18 protein-coding genes and 1 pseudogene are annotated in these 22,087 nt (G+C 70.9%); 9 read left to right on the forward strand and 10 right to left on the reverse strand.

Annotated features, from left to right (window positions below):
- Nucleotides 1-98: 98 nt before the first annotated feature.
- Nucleotides 99-332 (reverse strand): thioredoxin family protein, encoded by a 234-nt coding sequence (locus WMF42_RS41780; protein WP_061613481.1) that lies wholly within the window; start codon nucleotides 330-332, stop codon nucleotides 99-101.
- 312 nt (nucleotides 333-644) lie between these two features.
- On the opposite strand from WMF42_RS41780, the gene WMF42_RS41785 reads away from it, so the two are divergent.
- Complete coding sequence (locus WMF42_RS41785; RefSeq protein ID WP_063816029.1) at nucleotides 645-1,355, forward strand: MarR family winged helix-turn-helix transcriptional regulator; 711 nt, start codon at nucleotides 645-647, stop codon at nucleotides 1,353-1,355.
- Here WMF42_RS41785 and WMF42_RS41790 read toward each other — a convergent pair.
- The 3 genes from WMF42_RS41790 to WMF42_RS41800 all read right to left on the reverse strand — a co-directional run bounded on the left by WMF42_RS41790 (nucleotide 1,285) and on the right by WMF42_RS41800 (nucleotide 4,418).
- The gene (locus tag WMF42_RS41790) at nucleotides 1,285-2,022 is read right to left on the reverse strand and encodes a glutamine amidotransferase (RefSeq protein WP_437688685.1); all 738 of its coding nucleotides are present in this window, start codon (nucleotides 2,020-2,022) and stop codon (nucleotides 1,285-1,287) included. The two genes, WMF42_RS41785 and WMF42_RS41790, sit on opposite strands and share 71 nt — an antisense overlap.
- Nucleotides 2,019-2,969, reverse strand: coding sequence for a diiron oxygenase (locus WMF42_RS41795; protein WP_061613479.1), 951 nt, complete (start codon nucleotides 2,967-2,969; stop codon nucleotides 2,019-2,021). The genes WMF42_RS41790 and WMF42_RS41795 overlap by 4 nt, the downstream gene beginning before the upstream one ends.
- Nucleotides 2,970-3,050: 81 nt before the next feature.
- Complete coding sequence (locus WMF42_RS41800; protein ID WP_437688687.1) at nucleotides 3,051-4,418, reverse strand: hypothetical protein; 1,368 nt, start codon at nucleotides 4,416-4,418, stop codon at nucleotides 3,051-3,053.
- A gap of 817 nt (nucleotides 4,419-5,235) precedes the next feature.
- Between WMF42_RS41800 and WMF42_RS41805 the strand changes: the two are divergent.
- Nucleotides 5,236-6,162, forward strand: a pseudogene (locus tag WMF42_RS41805) (serine/threonine-protein kinase); the annotation flags it as partial.
- 522 nt (nucleotides 6,163-6,684) lie between these two features.
- Here WMF42_RS41805 and WMF42_RS41810 read toward each other — a convergent pair.
- From WMF42_RS41810 to WMF42_RS41820, 3 genes are all read right to left on the reverse strand, one after another.
- Complete coding sequence (locus WMF42_RS41810; RefSeq protein ID WP_437688688.1) at nucleotides 6,685-7,692, reverse strand: cysteine hydrolase family protein; 1,008 nt, start codon at nucleotides 7,690-7,692, stop codon at nucleotides 6,685-6,687.
- Between the two features lie 79 nt (nucleotides 7,693-7,771).
- Nucleotides 7,772-8,320 carry a cupin domain-containing protein gene (locus WMF42_RS41815; protein ID WP_434044207.1) on the reverse strand — a complete coding sequence of 183 codons (549 nt, stop codon included), beginning with the start codon at nucleotides 8,318-8,320 and terminating at the stop codon, nucleotides 7,772-7,774.
- Nucleotides 8,321-8,366: 46 nt separating this feature from the next.
- Nucleotides 8,367-8,975, reverse strand: a complete 609-nt coding sequence (locus tag WMF42_RS41820; RefSeq protein ID WP_437688691.1) for a CGNR zinc finger domain-containing protein — start codon at nucleotides 8,973-8,975, stop codon at nucleotides 8,367-8,369.
- A gap of 67 nt (nucleotides 8,976-9,042) precedes the next feature.
- Between WMF42_RS41820 and WMF42_RS41825 the strand changes: the two genes are divergently transcribed.
- Nucleotides 9,043-10,218, forward strand: a complete 1,176-nt coding sequence (locus tag WMF42_RS41825) for an alpha/beta fold hydrolase (RefSeq protein ID WP_437688693.1) — start codon at nucleotides 9,043-9,045, stop codon at nucleotides 10,216-10,218.
- A 126-nt stretch (nucleotides 10,219-10,344) separates the two neighbouring features.
- Complete coding sequence (locus tag WMF42_RS41830) at nucleotides 10,345-13,785, forward strand: AgmX/PglI C-terminal domain-containing protein (protein WP_437688695.1); 3,441 nt, start codon at nucleotides 10,345-10,347, stop codon at nucleotides 13,783-13,785.
- 6 nt (nucleotides 13,786-13,791) lie between these two features.
- On the opposite strand, the gene WMF42_RS41835 is transcribed toward WMF42_RS41830, so the two are convergent.
- The gene (locus WMF42_RS41835; RefSeq protein ID WP_061610743.1) at nucleotides 13,792-14,139 is read right to left on the reverse strand and encodes an antibiotic biosynthesis monooxygenase; all 348 of its coding nucleotides are present in this window, start codon (nucleotides 14,137-14,139) and stop codon (nucleotides 13,792-13,794) included.
- A 158-nt stretch (nucleotides 14,140-14,297) separates the two neighbouring features.
- Between WMF42_RS41835 and WMF42_RS41840 the strand changes: the two genes are divergently transcribed.
- A complete protein-coding gene (locus WMF42_RS41840) occupies nucleotides 14,298-14,753 on the forward strand; it encodes a DUF6210 family protein (protein WP_061610742.1) in 456 nt (151 codons plus the stop codon).
- A gap of 61 nt (nucleotides 14,754-14,814) precedes the next feature.
- Here the strand turns inward: WMF42_RS41840 and WMF42_RS41845 are convergent, their stop codons facing one another.
- Nucleotides 14,815-15,891: a hypothetical protein gene (locus WMF42_RS41845; protein WP_437688697.1), complete on the reverse strand. Its 1,077-nt coding sequence runs from the start codon at nucleotides 15,889-15,891 to the stop codon at nucleotides 14,815-14,817.
- A 100-nt stretch (nucleotides 15,892-15,991) separates the two neighbouring features.
- Between WMF42_RS41845 and WMF42_RS41850 the strand changes: the two genes are divergently transcribed.
- On the forward strand, nucleotides 15,992-16,582 hold the full coding sequence (locus WMF42_RS41850) for a TetR/AcrR family transcriptional regulator (RefSeq protein ID WP_199693964.1): 591 nt from the start codon (nucleotides 15,992-15,994) through the stop codon (nucleotides 16,580-16,582).
- A gap of 59 nt (nucleotides 16,583-16,641) precedes the next feature.
- On the opposite strand, the gene WMF42_RS41855 is transcribed toward WMF42_RS41850, so the two are convergent.
- The gene (locus tag WMF42_RS41855; RefSeq protein WP_437688699.1) at nucleotides 16,642-19,827 is read right to left on the reverse strand and encodes a hypothetical protein; all 3,186 of its coding nucleotides are present in this window, start codon (nucleotides 19,825-19,827) and stop codon (nucleotides 16,642-16,644) included.
- An 85-nt stretch (nucleotides 19,828-19,912) separates the two neighbouring features.
- On the opposite strand from WMF42_RS41855, the gene WMF42_RS41860 reads away from it, so the two are divergent.
- From WMF42_RS41860 to WMF42_RS41870, 3 genes are all read left to right on the forward strand, one after another.
- Nucleotides 19,913-20,353 carry a hypothetical protein gene (locus WMF42_RS41860; protein ID WP_061610739.1) on the forward strand — a complete coding sequence of 147 codons (441 nt, stop codon included), beginning with the start codon at nucleotides 19,913-19,915 and terminating at the stop codon, nucleotides 20,351-20,353.
- A 221-nt stretch (nucleotides 20,354-20,574) separates the two neighbouring features.
- Nucleotides 20,575-21,180, forward strand: coding sequence for a hypothetical protein (locus WMF42_RS41865; RefSeq protein WP_437688701.1), 606 nt, complete (start codon nucleotides 20,575-20,577; stop codon nucleotides 21,178-21,180).
- A 109-nt stretch (nucleotides 21,181-21,289) separates the two neighbouring features.
- Nucleotides 21,290-22,084 (forward strand): class I SAM-dependent methyltransferase, encoded by a 795-nt coding sequence (locus WMF42_RS41870; protein ID WP_437688703.1) that lies wholly within the window; start codon nucleotides 21,290-21,292, stop codon nucleotides 22,082-22,084.
- Nucleotides 22,085-22,087: the final 3 nt, after the last annotated feature.

The following is a 22,087-nucleotide window of genomic DNA, read 5'->3' on the forward strand; positions in this document are numbered from 1 at the left end:
GGAACGGCAGAGGTTGACGTCATCGACATGACCGACTCCCAGCGTTGAAAAGGGGAGGACCGGCGGGGACGAGGATCGCCCCGCCGGCCGTGCAGTCCTCAGCCGAGGTCGCTGAGGGCCGCTCCGAAATTGATGTGGTACGCCGAGCCATCGAGCACGAGCGCAGGAACGGACTTCACGCCCGCCGCGCGCGCCTCCGCGAGCCGCGACTTGTCCTTACCGAGGTGAACGCTCTCGATCTGATAGCGCTTCGGATCGATGGCGTTGGCCAGATTCTGTTCGGCGGAGACGCAAACCGGGCACCCTGCATGGAAAAAAACTGCCTTGCTCATGACCTTCCTCCTTCGCTGAGGCGATGCTCAGTACTCCTAATTAGATTCATGAAACGAACAAAGTCAATAATAAAAGTGGTTGCCCGTGCGTGCTCACAAACCTGAGGAATCCTCCGGGATTGGCGACTCAGGCGACCGGATCGATCACCCGACGCGCCTCCCCGACGCTCTGCCTCGGTACGACGAACCGTACGATCGATGTAAGGCGAAGGGAGATGTTGGCCTACATGTGCACGCATGGCCGTTGCCAGGCCGTGCGCGCGAAGCTCGGCCGCTTGACTAAACTTCAAACTGGTCGACTATGAAGCGACGTTGACCCGTCGCGGCAAACTCGTCACTGCGGACCTGAACAGCCAGTTGATCGCTGGGCTCGAGCGACTCGGATCCGCGCTGCGGGCGCAGGCCTGGAGCGAAGCGTTCGCTCGAGGCCTCACCCCGACGCAGGGACAGGTGCTCACGACGCTGCGCACCCACAAGGGTGAAGGGCTGCGCCTCCTCGACATCGCCGAGGCGCTCAGCGTGACGCCCGCCACCGCGAGTGAAACGGTGCGCGCCCTGGTGGCCAAGGGGCTGGTCAAGAAGACGCAGGCATTGAGCGATGGACGAGCCATCAAGATCTCCCTCACGAAGCAAGGCGAGAGCGAGGCGCTGGCTGTCGCTCAATGGCCCTCGTTCCTGCTGGACGCGGTGGACGACCTCTCCGACGAGGATCAGGCCGCCATGCTGCGCGGCGTGCTCACCATCATCTCGTCGCTGCAAGAGCGCGGGTATATCCCGGTCGCCCAGATGTGCGTGAGCTGCACGAACTTCCGCGCGAACGCACATCCGGGCGAGCCCAAGCCCCACCACTGCCAGCTGCTCGACGCGGCGATCGGCGACGCCGAGCTGCGCGCGCAATGTGCCGATCATGAGGCCGGCAGCGCCGAGCTCCAGGCCGAGAACCGCGCGAGGTTCATGACAGCCGCGGGAGATCCGAAGCGCCGCTTGCCCGTGGTTCCTCCGAAGCCCTCAACCACTCGTTGAGGAAGCGGCGCAGCGGCTCTTCCAGACGCTTGGCCCTCGGCGCGCTCTGTCCACGCAGCCGGGTGACCTGGACGGGGATGCTGGCCAGCTCGCCGACGTGGCCCACGAACCAGCCCTCGAGCTGCTCGGCCGTGACCTCCGGGTGAAACTGCAAGCCGAGCGCGTGGTCGCCCACGCTGAACGCCTGGTTCTCGCAGAGCGGCGTGCTGGCGAGGCGCGCCGCGCCCGCGGGCAGGTCGAACGTCTCGCCGTGCCAGTGCAGGACATCGAGCCCCGGCGCTGCCAGGTGCCTGATGGCGTGGCGCGCTCCCGCCTCGGTCAGCTCGAGCGGCGACCACCCCACCTCCTTGCCCCGCATCGGGAAGACCCGAGCTCCGAGAGCACGCGCGATCAGCTGCGCTCCCAGGCAAATCCCGAGCAGGGGCAGCTTCTGCTCGAGCTGGCGCTGCACGAGCGATAGCTCGCGCGCCAGGAACGGGTAATCCTCTGTATCGTTGACCGAGATGGGGCCGCCGAGGACGACCAGCAGATCGGGCAGCGAGTGCAGCTCGAAGGCCGCTGTCGGCGCCTCGAGGTACCGGACGCCGTAGCCTGCCTCGCGCAGCGCCGGCTCGAGAGCGCCGAGGTGCTCGAAGTGAACGTGACGGATCACCACTGCGGTCTTCACTGGGCATTCTCCAGGTAAAGGTCGTACTCGGCGAAGGCGTCTGCGCCGGCCGCCGTCTCGAACACGCCAGCCGCCTCGAACATGCGCAGCGTCGGCTGGGCGGCGGAACGCACGGCGCTCCGCACGGGCCCGGGTTGATATGTCTCCTCCAGCATCTTCTCCCGCGTCGGCTCGTCGAACGAGAGCGCCTCGAGGACGCGCGCATCGCAGCCCAGATCGGGGGCCAGGAACGCGTCCACGAACCTGGGCAAGAGCCGTCCGACGAGCTCCTGTTTCGGTCGGTCGAGGCGGCTCCAGGCTCGGGGAAAGAGCCAGTGAAAGTAGACGCTGTGCGTCCCCTCGTCCTGCGCGTGGTCGCCGATCACCTCGCGGACGAGCGGCGCGACCTGCGGGTGGCGCGGGATCTCGCGGAGGATCTTGCTGACCAGGGTCTCCGAGACGGACACGAAGAACAGGTGCAAGATCTCCGGGGCGATCTCGCCGCCGTGCCGCTCGAAGATCCGCTCGAGCACGGCGTGGAAGCGAGGCTGGGGCAGCGCGCCGCGCTCGACGCCATGACGGCTCTCGATCGACACGCTGAGCAGCTCGACGAAGAGCGCGTGGGCGCCCTCGTCGCAGTAGATGCGCAGAGCATCGTTCTTCTGCTCGCGGCTCAGCTCCAGCGCGTAGCAGTCGCGCGCGAGCCTGGAGCACACCGCGTTCACGTGCTCGAGCTCCAGCATCGTCGTGAACTGCAGGTGAGTGAGCAGGCGGTACGCGAGCAGCCTTTCCGTCGACGCGCGGTCGTCGACGAAGCGCGGATGGCGCGACAGCGGGACCAGCTCGGGCGGGAACGCGAAGCCCTCGCAGCTGGCGCTGCGGATCGGCTTGCTGCGGATCCAGCTCGCGGCGTCCCACTCGGAGAGAGGCCTTCTATAGGGTGCCAGGATGGCGTTTGTCTGGTGCATGACGGGTGTCCTCTGGTGCCTTGCTGCGAGGGCCGCGCAGGCGGGCACGAGCGCTCGCGCTCGCCTGCGCTTCGTTGAACGCTACTCGTCGAGACCGAAGGCGGACGTCCTGAGCGCCGCCGAGTCGTGCCCTTCCTCGATGCCGACGATCGAGCCGCCGTGAGGCATCGAATGCATGGTGTCGTGGTGGATGACGTGCTCCACGAGCAGGCTCTCCGTGCCGATGCGGAGCACGTAGCCAGACGGGTAGCTCTCGAGGATCACGCTCTTGCCGTCGGGCGTCGGGGCCAGCGCGTGCCCCACCGCGAAGTCGGCAGGCAGCTCGACTCCCGGCTTCAGCCGCTTGATGAAGCGAGGGCGCCACGGGTCCTTGACGTCGAAGACCGACACGTAACCGTCGTCTCCGAAGGAGTCGTCGAGTGAGTCCTCTTCTCCGACGAACAGCTTGTCACCGACGACCTCCACCCAGGAAGCCGAGCGGAAGATGCCCGCCCCATTCACGTCCGTGGTCGGCTTGATGATGCGCTTGGCTATCCTCACCTTGGTGTCGACGTACCAGACGCTCGGGCCCAGGATCTCCGTGCTGCTCGGGGTGAGGGACGTGCGAGCGAACTGCATGGTGCCCACGAACGCGTAGCGGTTCGTCTGCCACTCGACGTTGTGCACGAAGGCGGCGTGAGACTTGGGGGTACCCAGCCAGATCTCACCATCGCTCGCGAGCGTCCCGTCGGCCTGTACACTGAAGACAGGCAAGTACCCCCTGTCGTAGAAGTAACCGGCGCCGAGGCCGCGCGTCTCTGCGGCGTTGAAGCTGATGCCGTGGAGCGCGCGGCTGGCGTCGCCGAACTCCTGGGTCGGCAGCAGGGTGTCGTTGCTCGTGTTCACGGTGACCACGCGATCGTCGGTGAGGACGGTCCAGAACAAGCGGTGCTTGCTGAACAGCTCGGCGGGCCCGTGCAGCTGCGTGAACGGCTGCGCCGTCCACGGCTGAAAGGGTTGCCGCGCGTCGACCTGCGTGACCGCGGGAAACTCGTGCGGGTGAGCCGGGTCGTCGAGGATGAGCTTCTTGACCAGCTCCACGTCGGCGGCGTGCTCGTGCCAGAAGATGTCGTTGACGCGGATCACCGCCAGGCCGGTAGGGCTGCTCGCGTCACCGTTGAACCCCACGTACACCTTGTGGCCGCCTTCGGTGATGTACGCGTGCAGCGGAACACCGCTGCCGTACCCCGGCAACGTGCGCAGATCCACGCTCGCCTCCATGTCGAGGCTGGGCTCGTAGAACTTGAGCTCGTACGACATCATGTCGACGTACGCAAACACAGCGGTCGTGTCGTGCAGGGCTTGCCTCACGCCGTCCATCGCCTCCGGATCGCCGGGCCGCTCTGCCGCGCCGCACCCGAAGGCGCCCAACACGATGCACGCCAACCCACCGAAACGATAGTTCTTCATACAAACCTCCTGAGGGGCGCATCACCGAGGGTGATGCAACGGTTCACGCGATCTGCTCGACAAGCTGCGCGCGCCGGTGCTTCCCGGGGCGCTCAACAACTGTCCACCGCCTCGGACCGGCAAGGGTGACTTCTCTTGCGCAGTGGACCACCGTCCGGCCGGAGCGGCGCGAGACCTCGCGCCTCCCTGCATGCCCGGCTGTGGCCGGTCACCTGCAAAGCAGGGCGTGTGCCATCCGCCGTTCTCGAGGGGGGGTAAGGAGCGCGCAGCGCGGTCCGAGGCTGCGCGACCCGGGGGGCACCGCCGTGACAGGCGCATATCGCCGCAGTTTCGCGGAGGGACCTGCTGCTCGCGGGCTCCGCTCGGGAGCGCGGAGACGCACGCCGGCGTTGTATCCATCGAGCGATTGAGACGGATAGAACATGACCATGCTGGCCGCACGTTGCGCAACTACGCATGCGCTTGCGTGCCTCGCTCCGCTGTCGGCGGTCGGCGCGTCACTCGAGATGACGTGTCATTGGAAATGGGGCGCGGTGCTGGCGTCCGTGCGGAAGTGACTTTTCGGTGTGGACGACTCTGGGGTAGCGCCTGCGCTCGGCTCCACCCTGCGGCACAGCGCCGGCGCGAGGGGGCGCGCTGCCGCGATCGTCCGCAGCGGAAACGGGCGCCGCCGTACCGGCGAATCGATGGAGGGCGGGCACCTGGGCATCACGCCCGGAGCCGGGGGGGCGTCGTGACTGCTGTCTGCCAGCGTGTCCCCTGAACGCCAGTGGGACGTCCCGGCCCCGTTGCTGCGCAGCGCGGCGCCGCGGGCGCCATGCCGAGGAGGGGCGTTGATCCGCCTCGAGGTGGATCGGCCGGCGCCCTGGGGCAGGGCAGAGGGCGGTTGCCTCCGCACGCCAGCGTCCTCTACGATATTCATGCGTTGATCGGGCAGCTCTACGACGGAAAGTACCGGATCCTCCGCTTGCTCGGGCGCGGCGGCATGGGCGCGGTCTACGAGGCCGAGCACGTCGAGACCGGCGAGCACGTCGCGCTGAAATGCATGGACGGGGCCCTCCAGTTCCCCTTCAAGAGCAGCCTGGCGCGCTTCCACCGCGAGGCGAAGGCCATGAGCGCGATCGACACCGATCACATGGTCCGGGTGCTCGATGCAGGGACAGAGCCGGAGACGAACGCGCCCTACATCGTGATGGAGCTCCTGCGAGGAGAGGACCTCCAGCTCCTGCTCGACAGGGTCGGGAGCCTCGAGCCCGACGCCGCCCTCCGCATCGCGGCGCAGGTCTGCCGCGGCCTGCAGAAGGCCCACGCGGCGCGCATCGTCCATCGGGACATCAAGCCGGCCAACCTCTTCCTCGCCCGGCGTGAGGAGGGCGAGATCGTCGTCAAGATCCTCGATCTCGGGATCGCCAAGATCAAGCAGGAGCCGGATCAGGTCGGCGCGACCACGGGCCTCAGCCGCTCCGGAGGGGTCCTCGGCTCACCGCTTTACATGGCGCCGGAGCAGGCTCGAGGCTGCGCCGACATCGACTACCGCGCCGACCTCTGGTCGCTCGGCATGGTGCTCTACCGCGCCCTCGCGGGGAGGCTCCCGCACGAGCACATCACCGGCCTCGGCGATCTGATCGTCGCGATCTGCTCGCAGGCGCCGATCTCGGTCCAGGCGCTCGCGCCCTGGGTCCCACCCGAGGCGGCGGCCGTTGTGCACGGCGCGCTCCGGCTCGACACCTCCGAGAGGTTCGCCACCGCGGCGGCGATGCTCGACGCGATTCGACCGCTCCTGCCCGACGGCTTCGCCCTCCGGGAGGAGCTCCTCGTCCCGGTCAGCGCGGCGACCCGCGCCACGAGGGCGGAGAAGCTCGCGACGCAGGACGCCGAGGACGACGCGCACGAACGGCTCGGGCGCGTCGTCTCGCGGGATGGGATCGGGGACGAGACGATGGACATGGAGGCACCCCCCTCCGGCCCCGGCACGAGCGCGCCTCTCGAACCCTGGCGCATGATCGCCAGACACCCCGGTTACATCGTCGCGAGCTGGCGCCAGATCTTCTGCACCATCTGGCTCCAGGAGACGGCCGAGGACGACGTGCGCCGCGTGAGCGAGGCGTGCGCGGAGTTCGCAAAGCAACATCCGCGCGGCATAGGGCTGCTCACCATCGTCGAGGGCGCGGCCCCGCTGCCGCAGGCATCCGCGCGCAGGGCGCTCGCGAGGTTCCTCGCGGAGGCGAGCGCGTTCATCCGGTGCTCCGCCGTCGTCCTCGAAGGATCAGCGCTCCGCGCGGCGGCGGTGCGCAGCGTCGTGACAGGGCTGTCTTTCGTCGCCCGCCAGCGGTTCCCACACAAGGTGTGCGGCATCGAGGAGGCCGGGCGGATGTTCGCCGAGATCCTGCCCGCCGCGACGGGCATCCGCGTGAGCGACACAGCGCTCCGAGCGTCGCTCGACGAGCTGCGCGCGGCCGTCGGCCGCCCGTGAACCGCGGAGACCGAGACGCCCGGTCCCGGCCCCGCCGCGGTGGCGCATCGTGGTCCATGCCACCTCGCGCTCGACCGACGCGAAGGCGCCGGCGCCCTCGTCGAGGCCCTCGTCGAGGGCGCCGCACCACAGCGATGTGCCGCCCGCGCCGATGCCGTCGACGCGGACTGGCCCGGATCCGTCGGCGAGCAGATCGGCCCAGCGGCGGCGCCGGGCGCCCAGGGCCTCGATTTCGCGCAGCGCCGTGGCGTGCTTGCCCGCGGTGCTCGCCGCTGTCGCGTCCTCGAGGACCTCGACGTCATAGCCGAGCCGGCGCGCGTCGCGGGCGGCGGCGAGGACACACACGTTGGTCGCGACGCCGCACAGGACCACGGCTGTCACGCCCGCCTCCTGCAGGCGAGCGTGCAGATCGGTGTCGCGGAAGGCCGAATACCACCGCTTCTCGACGTGCCATTCCGCCGTCCCGGCGGGGCGCTCGGCGCGCTCGGCGCGCACGGGCACGAGCGCGGGGAACAGCTCGGCGCCCCACGTGCCGCGCGCGCAGCACGCGCTGCCTGTGTGCGTCTGCCCGCGGAGCGCGTCCGGGGGCGCGTCGATCTCGCCGTAGGCCGCGGTCACCCACACCACGATACGCCCCTGCGCGCGCGCGGCGCGCGCCAGCCAGGCCACGCTCTGCGCGAGCTGGCGCGGGTCGCTGTGCCGCTTCGAGAACGCGCCCCCCTCCGCGAGGAAGTCGTTCTGCATGTCGATGATCAGCAGCGCCGTGCGCGCCGGATCTTCGGGGTGTGGCCGACCGTCCATGTCCTTTATGTTCTGGTACCACCGCGGCGGTGACCGGCCAAGGACCCCGCCTCGCGACAGCGGAGGGCCGCGGGGAGCATCAAGAGGAAGAGGAAGAGGAGGACGACGAAGGAGACGCGGGATCTCCGCCTGTTTCTTCGCCGTGCCAGTAAGCTCTTACCTGCGACTTGTCATAGATCTCGTCGACCGAGCCCACGAGGATCTTGTTCGAGTCGGTGTAGACGCAGACATCATCTGGCTTCTTCTCGCCGATCACGAGGAAGCGGCAGGGCGCGTCGCTGGTGTTGACGAGGCAGTGGCCGGCCTTCTGGCGCGCCGGGAAGCAGACGTAGTCTCCGGCCGACATCTCTATCGTCTCCTCGGCGAGCCGCAGCGTGGCGCGACCCTCGAGGATGAGGATGTGCTCTTCCTCCAGCAGGTGGTAGTGCGCGGGGGAGGATTGCTTTCCCGGCAAGAGCTCCTCAATCAGCACGCCTACATGATGGCCTTTGCCCATGACCGCCCTGGTCAGGTGCCGGAACCGGCTGCCGAAGCGCGAGCCCTCCGACCACTCTTCCCAGGGGACGCTCTCGACGGCGATCGGCTTGCGGATCTGCTGCGGATCGTCTTGTTCATCGTTGCTCGACACGGCTGGCCTCCTTCGATTTGCGTGTGTCCGCGGCGCGGGGCTTGTCCTAGCCATTCCGGTTGCGGAGGTAATGGGCGGCCACCTTCATCCGGTTGCCGCACAGATCCATGCTGCACCAGCGCCGCGCGTGGTTCCTCGAACCGTCGTGGAAGTAGAGGACGCAGTCGGGGTTCGCGCAGCGCTTCACGAGCTCCGGGTCCACGTCGCAGAGAAGGCTGGCGGCAGCCTCGGCGACAGGGCGGAGGAGCTGGTCCGGCGCGTCGATCTGCACATGAGCCCGCCGCGTGAACCCGGAGCCCGCACGCACGATCTCGGTGTACCCCGCGTCGAGGCGGAGGGCTCTGTTGATCACGTCGACGGCGCCCTGGCAATGCGCCCTCTGCGCGCGGGGCCGCTCCAACAACGCGCGCAGCGCGCTCCGGAGCTGCCGCGCTCGGTCGAGAGCGCTCTCGCCCTCCCGCGACCCCTCCCAGCGATCGAGGACGCAGCCCGCTGTCGCCCCTTCGAGGAAGCCCGCCTCCTCGGACCAGGCGACGAGCGCGCGCAGGTCGGGGAGCAAGTCCACGCGGTCGCCGCGGTGCAAATGCTCGGTGTTGAGGAAATCGAGCGCCCGGTGATTGCCGAGCCAGAGGAAAGGCGACGTGGTTGTAACCATCGATCTCCGCGTTGACTGGTTAGCATGTTCGCCGTATAACCGTCAAACATGACTTACGGAGGTTACAATGAGGCGAAGGGGTGAGGGGCGGGCGGCGCTGGCCACCGGGTCGCGCGCGACAGGCGGCGCGAGCTCGCGAGGTCGGTCGGGCAACGACGTGGACATGCGCCGTGACATGGCGACGGCCGGCCTCGCGGGCTCGACGGCTGGCAGGCGCCCGCGGCTGGCGCGTCTCGGCCGGGCGGCGGCGCGGCTGGCGCTCGTCGTCCTCGTCGCGGGCTGCGCCGGCAGGTCGCCCGCGCCGAGCAGCGAGCGCGGCGTGGCGACGGGAGGCCGCGCCGCGGCGGCGGTGCCCGACGCGGTCTGGCCGGAGAAGACGGCTTACCGCACCGTCGATGTGCGCGGGCGTCGGATCTTCTACCGCGAGGCGGGGCGCCGCGACCGCCCCGCGCTGCTCCTGCTCCACGGCTATCCGTCGTCGTCCCACAGCTACAGAGAGCTGATCCCTCTCCTGTCAGGCCGGTACCGCGTGGTGGCACCGGACAACCTGGGGTCGGGCTTCAGCGATCACCCGAGCCCTCACGAGGTCACGTATACGTTCGACCTGCTCGCGGACCACATCACCGGCTTCACCGAGGCGCTCGGGCTCACGCGGTACGTGCTCTACATGCAGGACTTCGGCGCGCCGGTCGGGTTCCGTGTCGCCATGACCCATCCCGAGAGGCTGCGCGGGCTCGTCGTGCAGAATGGCAACGCGTACCTCGACGGTCTGCCCGAGGCGCTGCGGGCGTTCCTCCGGCGCGCCCACGACGACAGATCCCGGGAGGGCGCCGCCGCCGTCGCCCAGATCGTCAGCGCCGCGGCGATCAAGGAACAGCAATACCTCCGGGATCTGCCCGGCGATCGGCGGGAGCGGTTGAGCCCGGACAGCTGGACCCACGACCTCGCCTTCCTCGCCACCCCCGAGGACCGCGAGATCCAGGTTCAGCTCCTCCAGGACTACCAGACGAACATCGACGCCTATCCGTCATGGCAGGCGTTCTTGCGCTCCCGCCAGCCGCCGACCCTCATCGTCTGGGGGCGCAACGACGCGGACTTCATCCGCGCGGGCGCGACGGCGTACCTCCGCGATGTCCCCCGCGCAGAGCTCCACCTGCTGGACGCGGGGCACTTCGCCGTGGAGGAGCAGGCGGTCGCGATCGCGCAGCACGTCACGCGCTTCATGGAGAGGCTCCCTCCCTGAGCGCCGGCGACACCGCGCCTCGCCGCGGGAACCTCCGGCCCGACCGGGTGTCGATCGACCAACCCCAGCGCCGGCTGGCCTGCGTCGTTCACGCTCGCCCCGCCGCACAACGACCGGAGCCCCCCCGTGCGAAGAGCCCTCCTCCGCGCCGCGCTCGCCGCGCTCGCCGCCTTGGTCCCCGCGCTCTCGAGCTGCGCCGACAGCCCCTTGCCGCCCGCCGCCCCCGGCTCGCCCCCGGGCGGGGCCAGGCCGGCCGCGCTGCCCGCCCCGCCCGCGGCGCCGGCCGTCGCAGCGCGCCGGGCCGAGGCGCCGCCGATCCGGCTCACCGCCGCGGACGGCACGGGGCTGCGCCTCGTCGCGCTCACCGGCCGCGCGGTGATCGAGGCGCCGCTCGCGCTCACCGAGCTGCACCTCACCTTCGAGAACCCCGAGGACCGCGTGCTCGAGGGCACCTTCAGCGTCACCCTGCCGCCCCGCGCGAGCCTCGGCCGCCTCGCCATGAGGATCGGCGATCGCTGGCAGGAGGGCGAGGTCGTCGAGCGCGAGCGCGCGCGCGAGGCGTACGAGGACTTCCTCCATCGCAAGCAGGATCCCGCGCTGCTCGAGCAGGCCGCGGGCAACCAGGTGAGCGCGCGGGTGTTCCCCATCCCGGCGCGCGGCGTGAAGGAGATCGTCGTCGCGTACTCCCAGGAGCTCGGTCCGGACGCGCCCTTCGCCGTCCCCCTGCGCGGCCTGCCCGCGGTGAGCCGCCTCGATCTGGAGGCCACCGTCGCGGGCGCCGCCGCGCCCGTCCTCGCGCTCCACCGGAGGGACGCGGCGCCCGAGGCCGACTTCGTTGTGGATCCCGCGCGGCTCGGGGCGACGGCGGCGCGGGGCGGCCTGCGCAGCGGCGAGCTCGTGCTCGCCCGTGTGGCCGCGCCCGTGGAGGCTCGGCCCGATCCGCTCGCCTCGGCGGTGATCCTCGTGGACACGAGCGCCTCGCGCGCGCTCGGGATCGAGGAGCAGCTCGGCGCGCTCGCCGCCGTCGCGCAGGCGGTCGCGCGCGCGGGCGGGCCGGACGCGCCGCTCACCGTCGCCTGCTACGACCAGACCGTCGCCCCCGTGTTCGACGGCGCGGCCTCGGCGTTCGGCGAGGCGGAGATCCGGCGCATCCGCGAGCGGCAGGCGCTCGGCGCCTCGGACCTCGGGCGCGCCCTCCGCTGGGCCGGCGAACGCGCGCGCGCCGGCGGGCAGCGGCGCGTCGTGCTCCTCTCGGACGGCATCGCCACCGCGGGCGATGTAGCGCCGGGCGCGCTGCGCGGCGCCGCGGAGGCGCTGAGGGACGCGGGGGTCGAGCGGCTCGACGCCGTCGCGCTCGGCGGCATCCGCGACGAGGCCGCGCTCCGGCAGCTCGTCACGGCGGGCCTGCCGCGCGACGGCGCCGTGATCGACGGCGCGCGCGGCGCCGCCGAGATCGAGCGGCGCCTCGCGTCGGCCACCCGCTCGGGGATCGCGGTGAGCGTCGAGGGCGCGCGCTGGGTCTGGCCGCGCGCGCTGCACGGGATGCAGGCCGGCGACGAGGCGCTCGTCTATGCCGAGGTGCCGGCCGAGCTGCCGGTCCGGATCACGGTGGACGGCCGCACCGCCGCGCCCGATCTGCGCGGCGTGGAGCGCCCGCTGCTCGAGCGCGCCTGGGCCCGGGCGAAGATCGACGGCCTCCTCGCCCGGGAGGCCCCGGGCGCCGAGCAGGAAGCCCTCCGCCGGCAGATCGTCGACCTGTCGATCACGCACCGGGTGCTGAGCCCGTACACCGCGCTGCTCGTGCTGGAGACCGAGGGCGACTACGCCCGCTTCCACATCGCCCGGCGCGGCCTCTCCGACATCCTCACCGTGGACGGCGGCCGCGTGGCCGTGCAGAAGCGCTCGCGGCCGCCGGCCGAGAAGCGGTGGGAGGCCAGGCCGCCCGTCGACCGGGGCGACGGCGGCCAGGCCGGTGCGGGCGACGGCGCGTCGGCCGGCGCGGGCGCGGCCCTGCGGCCGCCGCCTGCGCCGCCGGAGCCGCCTGCCGGCGCGGGCACGGTCACGCGGCTCAGCGCGGGCGGGCTCGGGCTCTCGGGCGTCGGCGAGGGCGGCGGCGGCCGCGGCGAGGGCATCGGCCTCGGCTCGATCGGGACCATCGGCCACGGCAGCGCCGCCGCCGCGCCCGCGGCGAGCGCCGCGCCGGACGCGGGCAGCGGCGAGGGCTTCGGCAGCGGCCACGGCCGCCTTGGCGGCCACCACAGGGCCGGGGCGCCCTCGGTCCGCATGGGCGCCGCCCAGGTGAGCGGCCGCCTTCCGCCGGAGGTCGTCCAGCGCATCGTCCGCCAGAGCTTCGGCCGCTTCCGCCTCTGCTACGAGGAGGGGCTCCGGCGGGATCCCCGCTTGCAGGGCCGTGTCACCGTACACTTCACCATCGACCCGCGCGGCGCCGTCGTGAACGCGCGCCACGGCAGCTTCGATCTGCCCGACGCGGCCGTCGTCTCCTGCGTGGTCCGCGCCATCCCCGCGCTGAGCTTCCCCGCGCCCGAGGGCGGCAGCGTCGACGTCGTGTACCCGCTCCAGTTCGCGCCGCCGGGCGGCGCGGCCGGGCCGGCCGACAGCGCCGCCGCCGCGCCGGCGCCGGTCGAGCCGTATACAGGCCGCTTCAAGCAGATCCAGGACACCCTCGCCCGGGGCGACGCGCAGGCCGCCGCGCGCGAGGCCTCTCGCTGGCGCGCCGACGCCCCGGGCGACGTGCTCGCGCTCGTCGCGCTCGGCGAGGCGCTCGAGGCCACGGGCGACGCGCCGGACGCCGCCCGCGCGTACGGCTCGATCATCGACCTGTTCCCGGCGCGCGCGGACCTCCGTCGCTTCGCCGGCGCGCGCCTCGAGCGCCTCGCGGCCGGCGCGGGCCTCGAGCTCGCGGTCGACACGTACGAGAAGGCGCGCGAGCAGCGCCCCGATCACCCCTCCAGCCACCGCCAGCTCGCGTTCGCGCGCCTGAAGCGGGGCGACGCCGCCGCCGCCTTCGACGCGCTCGCGGCGGGCCTCGCGCGCCGCTACCCGGAGGGGCGCTTCGCCGGCGTGGAGAGCGTCCTGCGCGAGGACCTCGGCCTCATCGCCGCGGCGTGGATCAAGGCGGACCCGGCGCGCCGGGCCCACGTCCTGGCCCGGCTCGCGAAGGCCGGCGCCAGGCTCGAGGGGGCGCCCTCGCTCCGCTTCGTGCTGAGCTGGGAGACCGACGCCAACGACGTCGACTTCCACATCCGGGACGACCGCGGCGGCCACGCCTACTACGGAGAGCCGACGCTGCCGGGCGGCGGGCGCCTCTACGCCGACGTCACCACCGGCTACGGGCCCGAGTGCTTCACCATCCGCGCGCCGCGGGAGCAGCGGGCCAGCCGGTACACCCTGCAGGCGCACTACTATGCGCGCGGGCCGATGGGCTACGGCATGGGCAAGCTGCAGATCGTCGACCACGACGGCAAGGGCGGCCTGACGTTCGAGGAGCGGCCCTTCGTGATCATGAACGACCAGGCGGTCGTGGATCTCGGCGCCGTCACGCGCTGACGGGGTTCAGCCGGTCTCCGCCGGCCGGTCGAGGCCGGTGCTCTCCTGGAGCTCACGGAGCTCGTAGTGCTGCGAGCGGGCGTCGTACCGCGCGAGGACCTCGCGCGCCTTCGCTGGAACGTACGCGGTCTCGTGGTCCTCGCCGGCGAACGCCTTCACCGCCTCGATCGAGTCGAACCACATGATGGTGACGAACTCGACCTCTTCCCCGAGCGGGCGCCGGAGCAGCTCGATGCGCTGGAAGCCTCGCACCTGCTTCGCGAGGATCCCCGGGAAGATCTCGGTCTTCAGCAGGGCCTCGTAGGTGTCTGCGTTCTCGGGGCTCGTCCAGCCGTGCCAGATCCGTCCAATCATGGAACCTCCTGCGACAGCGCGAACGGGCGCCGGACCCGCGCTCCGCGCTGCGGAGCCCACGAGACGCCAGGACGTCCGCCCGTGTCAAGCGCTCCCCGCCTCCCCGTGAATGTCCGAAGAAGAGCGGCGCCGATGCGGTGCGGCGCTAAATAGATGCCATGAGAATGCCCGTCGTTGATCTGGGGAGCGCGGTTGGCTTCGGTGCGATCGTGTCGTTCCCGAGCGGTGTGTTGTACTCGAACCAGACGGGCGGCACCTCCTGCCTGCACCCTGAAATCGAAGGCATCTACGTGCCGCTCGCCAACGATTGTCTCCTGCCGGGCAACACCCTCGTTGGGCCAGAGATAGAGCTGTACGCCTACTTTGACGGTCCAAAGCATCTCGGGGCGGGGGCCACGCGGGGGCTCGACGAAGAAGACGCCGGCTTCATCAACGGTGTCCTGGCGCGCTATATGCTGTCGGGTTTCCTGGCCGTCGATCAGAGCCGGCTGAAAGACTCGCACGAAGCCTGGGTGTGGAGCGTCCTCACGGGCGAGCCCGAGCTGAGCCATGGTTTCTCGGGGTTCGGCCCCTACCCACGCGCCGCCGTGCTGACGTGGAGCAACACGGATTGAGCGAGGCGGTGGACCATTCCGCCCAGCAGGGTCTCGGGGCCATCGCCTCGGGCGCTCCCCATCACGCTGGCGTTCCGGTCGCGCCGGCGGCGCCGGTGCTCGACGAGCCGTCGCCGGGCGAGCCCCGCCGGCGGTGGCGGCCGGCGAGCATCGAGAACGCCTGCTTCGGCTCCCAGGTGCCGTCCTCGAGCACCCGCACGACGCCGGTGCTGGCCAGGTCGAGGTCCTTGCGCGGGTCGTCCGGGTCGTGCGGCAGCGCGTAGTGGGCGAAGACGTGCACGAACGCGGCGTCGACGCCCTCGGCCTCGAAGATCTCGAGAAGCTCGCGCAGCGTCGTCGCCTGCTCGGCCTCGTCGCGCGCGTACGCGCCGTTCAGCCCGAGCGGCGTGGCGGTCGCCTCGTCCCACACGACGATGTCGCCGCCGCGCGGGCCGGCGTCGGCCGCGCCCTTGTAGGTCGCGCAGCCGAACTCGGTGATCGCGACGGGCTTTCCCTGGGCCCTGCCCTGGGCGACGAAGGCGCGGATGAGCCCGGGGAACCTGTCGGCGATCTGCGCGTAGCGGTAGCCTGTGTCCGTGCTGATGATGTCGAACGGCGCCCAGTCGACGCCCTCGAACGGGAGCGAGGCGTAGCTGATCTTGCCGCCGAACCGCGCGCGGACCACCGCGACAGCCCTGGCGAGGAGCTCGTTCATGCGGGCCGGGATCGCGGCGAGCAGCTCGCGGAGCTCGGGCCCCGGCACGGCGATCACCTTGCTGCGATCGACGAACGTCTCGCCTGGCACGAAGCCCTTGTTCATCAGGCTGAGCTCCGAGCCGGTGACGATCACGACCTCGGCCCCTTCGCGGCGGAGCCGCTCGCCGTGGTCGGCGCACCCGGCGAGCAGCGCGAGCAGCTCGTCGCCGGTCAGGTCGGTGGTGAACGGGCAGATCCACGTCTCCAGGCCCGCCGCCGCGGCGTGCGTGGCGGCGATCGTCAGCCGGTCCAGGGCGCCGCCGGTGATGCGGACCGCTGTGCAGCGCAGCTCGTCGCGGATGACCCGCATGTCCCGCCGCACGCGGTCAGCGTCGAACGGCTCGTGGGTGCTGTTGCCCTTGTTGAAAAAGCCTGTGTCGTAGCAAATGCCGTGGGCTCGCATCGTCGGTGGCGCTCCGGTTAAGGTACTGACAGTACCTTAAGTCGCCCCGTCGTGCGCGCAATGTAATTCAAATCACATTCAAGAGGCGGGTAACGGCGTGATGGCCGAGCGGCGGCGTGGCGTGGTCCTGGAGCAGGCGATCTTGCGCGCCGCGGCCGAGGAGCTCGCCGAGGTCGGCTTCCCCGGGCTGACCATGGACGGGGTCGCGAAGCGCGCGGGGACGAACAAGAACGCGATCTACCGCCGGTGGCCGAGCCGGGCGGCGCTCGCCGTCGCCGCGTACAGGGAGTTCGCCGAGAGCAGCGTGGCGCTGCCCGACACCGGCTCGCTGCGCGCCGATGTGCTCGAGCTGCTGCGGGGGGCGAACCGGCAGTGGTCCTCGCCGCTGGGCGACGTGCTCCGCGGCCTCCTGGCGGGGATCGGCGACGATCCCGAGCTGCTGAGGCAGGTCCAGGAGGCATCGAACGACGGCGGCAGCGCGCTGTGGCTGACGATCCTCGGCCGCGCCGTCGCGCGCGGCGAGGCGCCGCCGGAGGCCCTGCACCCCCGCGTCGCGACGGTGGCCGTCGTCCTGCTGCGCAACGAGTTCATCACCCGCGGCGCGCCGAGCGTGCCCGACGGCGTGCTCGTCGAGATCGTCGACGAGGTCTACCTCCCGCTGATCCGCGGCCGCGGCGCCCGGCGGGGCTAGATTGCCAGCGCCGGCGCGCGCGCCTCACGCAGCGCCGCGCGCCCCGGGGCCTTGTCCGCTCAGCCGCCCGGCGTCTGTGCCTTGAGCAGGTACAGGCGCGTGAGGGTCCCCCGGACGAGCGCGCTGCCCTCGAGCTCCTCGGCCGCGCGGATCTCCGCGTTGATATCGTTCAGCGTGGTCAGCAGCCGATCGGAGCGCTCCCGCGAGAGCGACACGACCGCCGGAAGGAGGTTGTCCTCCGGGAGATCGTCGGCCTGGCTCATGGCGAGGTAGATGTCGCGGACGCTGCTCAGGGCGCCTGCGCCGCCGCCGGCGCCGGTGAGCAGCGACTCGCCGCCGTAGAGGAGCGCGCGCAGGGCGTCGTTCTGCTCGAGGGAGAGCGGGAATCCGAGGGCCACGTACGATTCCCAGAGCGCCTTCGAGCCGGTGAGCTGGCTGCCGGCGACCTGGATCGGATCGCCGAGCTGCCCGAGCTTGGTCGCCACCTGCCCGTAGAACTGCCGCTGCAGATCCTCCAGCTTGCCGTGCACCGCGGTGCGCGCCTGGTTCAGGAGGGCCGAGGTGGCCAGGAGCTGGCGCCACGACAGCGCGCGCTGGCTCCAGACCGCCTCGGTGAGCCGCCCCTCGGGCGACCAGAAGGTGTCGGGGTCGAACGGCGGGTCGTAGGTCCGGATGAGCCGCGTCTGCCGCGTGCTCGTCGTGAACCAGATGTCGTGGACCGTCGTCGCGCCGTAGTTCACCCGGACCGCGAAATCGAGCCGGAAGGTCCAGTTCCACCCCCAGGGGAGCTCCGTCGCCTTCTCCCAGGTCCACGCCGCGTGGATGCACGGCTTCAGGTCGGAGAGCCCGCCCAGGTTGTCCGCGATCATGAGCGGCGCGAGCGGCGCGTAGTCGGCGGCGAAGGGGCCGAGATCGAGCTCGAACGACGCCCGGCCGCCGCTGAAGGCCTTGTTCCGGCACGACGGGAGCTGCTTGTTCCCCGTGATGTCGTGCGCGGCCGGGATCTGGTCGGCGCCGCTCCACAGGTCAATGCCGTGGAGCTTGCGGCTCGGGGCGCCCTCGAACGTCGCCTCGAACTGCGCGATGGCGTCGCTCAGCGCGGTCACCTTGCCGCGGTAGTGGTCCGACAGCCGCCGCATCAGCGCGGGCGAGGCGATCCGGTCGAGGCCCGCCGCCAGGTCCTCGCCCGCGTCGATGACGCGCTCCAGCCGGCCCGGGTCGATCTCGCCCGCGTGCTCGGGCCACTCCTCGCCGAGCTGCGCATAGCTCTCCGCCGCCGTCATCCAGGTGAGCGGGTTCGCCAGCCGCTCCGTCGACAGCCGCGAGAGGCCGAACCGGACGGCAGAGAGCTCGCTCAGGTAATTGATGTTGGTCGCGAGCGGGTAGTTGCCGAGCTCTGTCGCGATCTGCGCGTCATCGAAGCTCCGGCTTGTCGGTCCCGCCTGGATCGCGTCCTTCGAGGTGAAATAGCTCCAGGTGTAGAAGCGGTTCTCGCCGTCGAGGAAGGTCGGGCTGTACGCCATCTCGAGCCCTGTACGCTGCTCGTAGTTCAGGAAGCCGGCGATGCCCTCCACGAGCGGCTGCCGCTCCGCCGCGTCGAGGAACGCGTACATGTTGCGGTCCAGCCGGTTGAGGTCGGCCTGCACGGTGTACAGGGCGAGCTGCACCTCCTCGAGATCCACCTCGAGCTCGCCGAGCTCGAAGTTGACGTGCTCGAACTGCTCCATCACCGCGTCGTAGACGTCGTTGAGCTTCTGGTCGAGGCGATCGAAGCGCGCGTGCATCTCGGTGCGGACGTCGCCGACGAGCTCGCGGATGTCGCGCAGGTTCTGCAGGATCTTCTCGTTGATCGACGGCTTGTCGTCCCTGCTGAACAGCGAGATGATCTGGAAGACCGCCCCGACAAGGTCGCCGGTGAACACGGCGGCGCCGAGGACCTTGAAGCCCGTATCGCCCAGCTTCAGGATGCCGGCGAGCTTCGACGCCGTCTCGATTGCGCCCTTCGAGTGCTTGGAGAAGGTGTCGAGGAGGATCGAGGTCGTCTTGCTCAGGATCTCGATGTCGTCCGCGAAGCCGGGGTCGTTGGAGAGCGACGCCAGCTTGGCGGCGACCCGCAGGGCGCCTGTCGCGCCAGACTTCACGCTGTCGAGCTTGTCGGCGAGCTGCTTTTGCTTCTTCGTGGCATCCTCGATGGCCTTCTTCAGCTTGGCCTCCGCGTCGCTCGCATCGGCAGCGAGCGCGGACGCGCCGGCGCTCGCCGCGCCGACGGGTGACCTGGAGCTCAGGAACTCCTGCTCTGCGGCGTCGAGGGCGAACAGGTTGTCGGCGTAGGCCCTTGTCTGCGCGAGCGCCGCGCTGCCGGCCGCCTCGATGAGGGTCTCCACCGCGCTCTGGCTGGCGGAGAGGCTGCCGTCCGCCTGGACGTTGGCGAGCACGAAGCTCCGCAGCGGCTCGACCTGGTGGACGCCGAGGATGTGGATGGCCGGGTCGCTGGTGCTCACGGCGAGGCGCGCCTCGAGGACGCTGCCGTCGACGGCGGCGGCCAGGGCGCTGCTCTCCCGCGCCGCGCCGTGCAGGCGCTCCCAGCACGCCTCGCGGAACCGCTGGGCCGCGCCGTGCTGGTCGTGGAGCGCGTCGAGGGGCGACACCTTGCGGATCTCGTCGAGGTCGCTGCGCAGGGCGGACAGGTAGCTCCGCGCGGCCTCGCGCAGCGCGTCCGCGGCCGCGCCGCTGCCGAGCCCGGGCACCATGCGCGCGAGCGTCCTGGTGATGAAGCGCATCTCCTGGCCGCTCAGGTCGTGCAGCGCGTTCGGCTGGCTCGCCTCGAGGCGCGTCCACATCTCGGCGATGGCGCTCTGGTACTCCGCCGCCGTCAGCCCCGGGTGGCGCGCCGCGAGCCGGCTCGTCGCGTCGGCGAGGAGATCGAGCCTGGGATCGTTGACCTTCGCGGCGGCAGCCGCGTACGCGACCCGATCGAGCTCCGCCGCGGGGAGGACCGCGGCGGCCGTCACGAGGGCCGACCGCGCCCGGCCGGTGTCGCCGGGGCCGTCGGCGCCGGCCGCCTGGGACGCGACGGCGTCGCTCGCCTCGGCGGCGTCGGGATCGCCGGCGTCGTGGGGCGGGGCGCACGACACGCCGGCCGCGACGAGGAGCGCCGCGAGGGACGTGAAGCGGCGCACCGGCGGGCTGCAGGAGGGGAACGGGGGGTGGGGGATCGGGGAAACACGCTGGATGCGAGGGCTCATGTCGATTCACCTCTTCCGGCGCTCGGGCCGGAGAGAACGGGGGATGGTTGAAGATCCGCGATCGCGGGGCTCTGCTTGTCGATCGATGGATATCGGCGTGAAGGCGCAGCTTGCGTGCGTCCTCGACGCCGGTCTCCCTCTCGGCGCGTCCGGCGCGCGCCGTCCGCTCATGGAAATGGGCGGCCGGCGCGGAGCGTCGGGAGCACCGAGCGCGAACGAGCTCCGGCCGTTGCGCGTCGCGCATTGCACAGTGCACGGCGCGTTCCAGCGCGCTCCGGCGTTCGTTTCGGGGCGGTGTCCACGGCGCTTTGCGCCGTCCGGCCGCGCGAACTGCCGCATATCGCGGCGCCGGCGGTCTCTCTTCGCCGCGATGGCGGCGAGAGGGGGGCGCGCAGCGCCGCGCATCATGAGCAAGCGCTTGCTCAATCAGCGCAGCTGTATCGCCACGCCCGGCGATCCGTCCCGGCGCGCCTCGAACGCTGGCCACGCCGCCGCAGGCGTCGGCGAGTTGGCGCGCGTGAACTGACATCGTCCTGTGCTGGCCTCCTTGACAGGGCGGGGTGGCCGTCGATTACGCTACCCTCGCACGATGCGATGCGCGGGCGCGGAACGACGCGGTGGGGTCGGCGCTCGACGCAGCGCTCCCTCGCGTGCTGCCGGCGGACCCGTGGCCCGTGCAAAGGCTGTCTTTGTTCCGTCACGATCAACGAACCAGGACGGGCCGAGCGGTCCAGAAGAGAAATGGAGATGCCGACGATGAAACCCGGGTCGAGAACATACGCAGGACGGCTGTGCACTGGAGCCTGCCTCGCGCTGCTGGCGGTGACCGTGGGGTGTGGAGGGTCCGTGATCGGCGAGGACGATACCGGAGCGCCGATCGGCGAGGACGATACCGGAGCGCCCGTCGGGGAGGACGATACCGGAACGAAACCATCCTCCGAACCTGGCGCGTGGCCAAAGACCGTCACGTTGGCGGTGCAGAACATCGGCGAGGCCGGCGAACACGTGCGACTTTCAGATGGGACCGTGTCTGATGCTGGAGACCTTGGTGCCCACATGTCGAGGTCGACTTATCTTCGGTCTCCTGTGGAGGGATCGGTCTGTGAGGTGGGAGCGTCCTTTGCCAGGCTGGCGGACATCCCGACCGACGTGGCTGCTTGCTCGGAGTGGGCGTCGCTCGCACACCTGAGTGCGCTAACGATTCATGAGAGCGACGAGTCGTACCGCATCGGGCTTGGCTTGCTGGTGTGGGATGCTGAGCATGGTGCGCTCTACCGACTCCGGGTGCTGGGCGATTCGTATGATGTGACCGCTGGTTCAACAGCCACATTCGAGTACGAGCCGGTGCGTTGACGCCCGGCTGCCCACGGATGAACGCCAGGACGCGCTGACGTTCGCGCTGTGAGAGATGGGAATCGCTGCATGCACCCCGCGATCACGATCGTGATGAGCACGGAAGGACATGAACACGCTCTATGACCGCATCGGCGGAAGCTACGGCGCGACGCGCGGACAGGATCCCCGGATCGCGGCGTTGATCAACGACGCGCTCGGCGACGCGCGATCGGTGGTGAACGTGGGCGCGGGTACAGGGGCGTATGAGCCGGCGGATCGAGAGGTGCTCGCGGTCGAGCCCTCGGAGACGATGATCGCGCAGCGGTCGCCGCGCTCCGCGCCGGTGATCCGGGCCAGCGCCGAGAGCCTGCCGCTCCGTGACGGCGACTTCGACGCCGCCCTGGCCGTGAACACCGTCCAGCACTGGACCGACCTGCGGGCTGGTCTACGGGAGCTTCGTCGGGTCGCGCGCAAGCGAATCGTCATCTTTCTACGGGACGCGAAGAGCGGTACTCCATTCTGGTTGACGGAGGACTATCTCCCCGCGCTCGATCCATCGCGAAGGACCTCCGCGATCGTCGAGGCGGTCCAGGAAGAGCTCCGGCTGGTGAAGGCGCTCCCGGTCCGGCTGCCTCGCGACTGCGTCGACGGTCTGTTCACCGCGTACTGGGGGCGCCCCGAGATGTACCTGGAGAGCGAGATCCGCCGAAATATCTCGAACTTCGCGCTCGCGAGGGAGCACGATCTCGCGGAAGGTCTCGCGTCCCTTCAGGCCGACCTCGAGTCCGGCGCCTGGGATCGCAAGTACGGGCATCTTCGGTCCTTGTCCGAGCTCGACCTCGGGCACCGACTGCTGGTCGCCGAGCTCGCTCAGCTCGCGGGGGAGCCGAGCGCAGGGCGGGCGGATCCCACGTCCTCGTGAGGC

Origin of the sequence: Sorangium sp. So ce176 (assembly GCF_051519835.1) — a bacterium.
GTDB classification, from domain to species: domain Bacteria; phylum Myxococcota_A; class Polyangia; order Polyangiales; family Polyangiaceae; genus Sorangium; species Sorangium cellulosum_G.

Coding starts and splice junctions, on each gene's coding strand:
- WMF42_RS41800 (WP_437688687.1), bottom strand. CDS start 4,418: ATGAAGAACTATCGTTTCGGTGGGTTGGCGTGCATCGTGTTGGGCGCC.
- WMF42_RS41835 (WP_061610743.1), bottom strand. CDS start 14,139: ATGATTGGACGGATCTGGCACGGCTGGACGAGCCCCGAGAACGCAGAC.
- WMF42_RS41780 (WP_061613481.1), bottom strand. CDS start 332: ATGAGCAAGGCAGTTTTTTTCCATGCAGGGTGCCCGGTTTGCGTCTCC.
- WMF42_RS41840 (WP_061610742.1), top strand. CDS start 14,298: ATGAGAATGCCCGTCGTTGATCTGGGGAGCGCGGTTGGCTTCGGTGCG.
- WMF42_RS41820 (WP_437688691.1), bottom strand. CDS start 8,975: ATGGTTACAACCACGTCGCCTTTCCTCTGGCTCGGCAATCACCGGGCG.
- WMF42_RS41795 (WP_061613479.1), bottom strand. CDS start 2,969: ATGCACCAGACAAACGCCATCCTGGCACCCTATAGAAGGCCTCTCTCC.
- WMF42_RS41855 (WP_437688699.1), bottom strand. CDS start 19,827: ATGAGCCCTCGCATCCAGCGTGTTTCCCCGATCCCCCACCCCCCGTTC.
- WMF42_RS41845 (WP_437688697.1), bottom strand. CDS start 15,891: ATGCGAGCCCACGGCATTTGCTACGACACAGGCTTTTTCAACAAGGGC.
- WMF42_RS41850 (WP_199693964.1), top strand. CDS start 15,992: ATGGCCGAGCGGCGGCGTGGCGTGGTCCTGGAGCAGGCGATCTTGCGC.
- WMF42_RS41870 (WP_437688703.1), top strand. CDS start 21,290: ATGAACACGCTCTATGACCGCATCGGCGGAAGCTACGGCGCGACGCGC.
- WMF42_RS41810 (WP_437688688.1), bottom strand. CDS start 7,692: ATGGACGGTCGGCCACACCCCGAAGATCCGGCGCGCACGGCGCTGCTG.
- WMF42_RS41865 (WP_437688701.1), top strand. CDS start 20,575: ATGCCGACGATGAAACCCGGGTCGAGAACATACGCAGGACGGCTGTGC.
- WMF42_RS41860 (WP_061610739.1), top strand. CDS start 19,913: ATGGATATCGGCGTGAAGGCGCAGCTTGCGTGCGTCCTCGACGCCGGT.
- WMF42_RS41825 (WP_437688693.1), top strand. CDS start 9,043: ATGAGGCGAAGGGGTGAGGGGCGGGCGGCGCTGGCCACCGGGTCGCGC.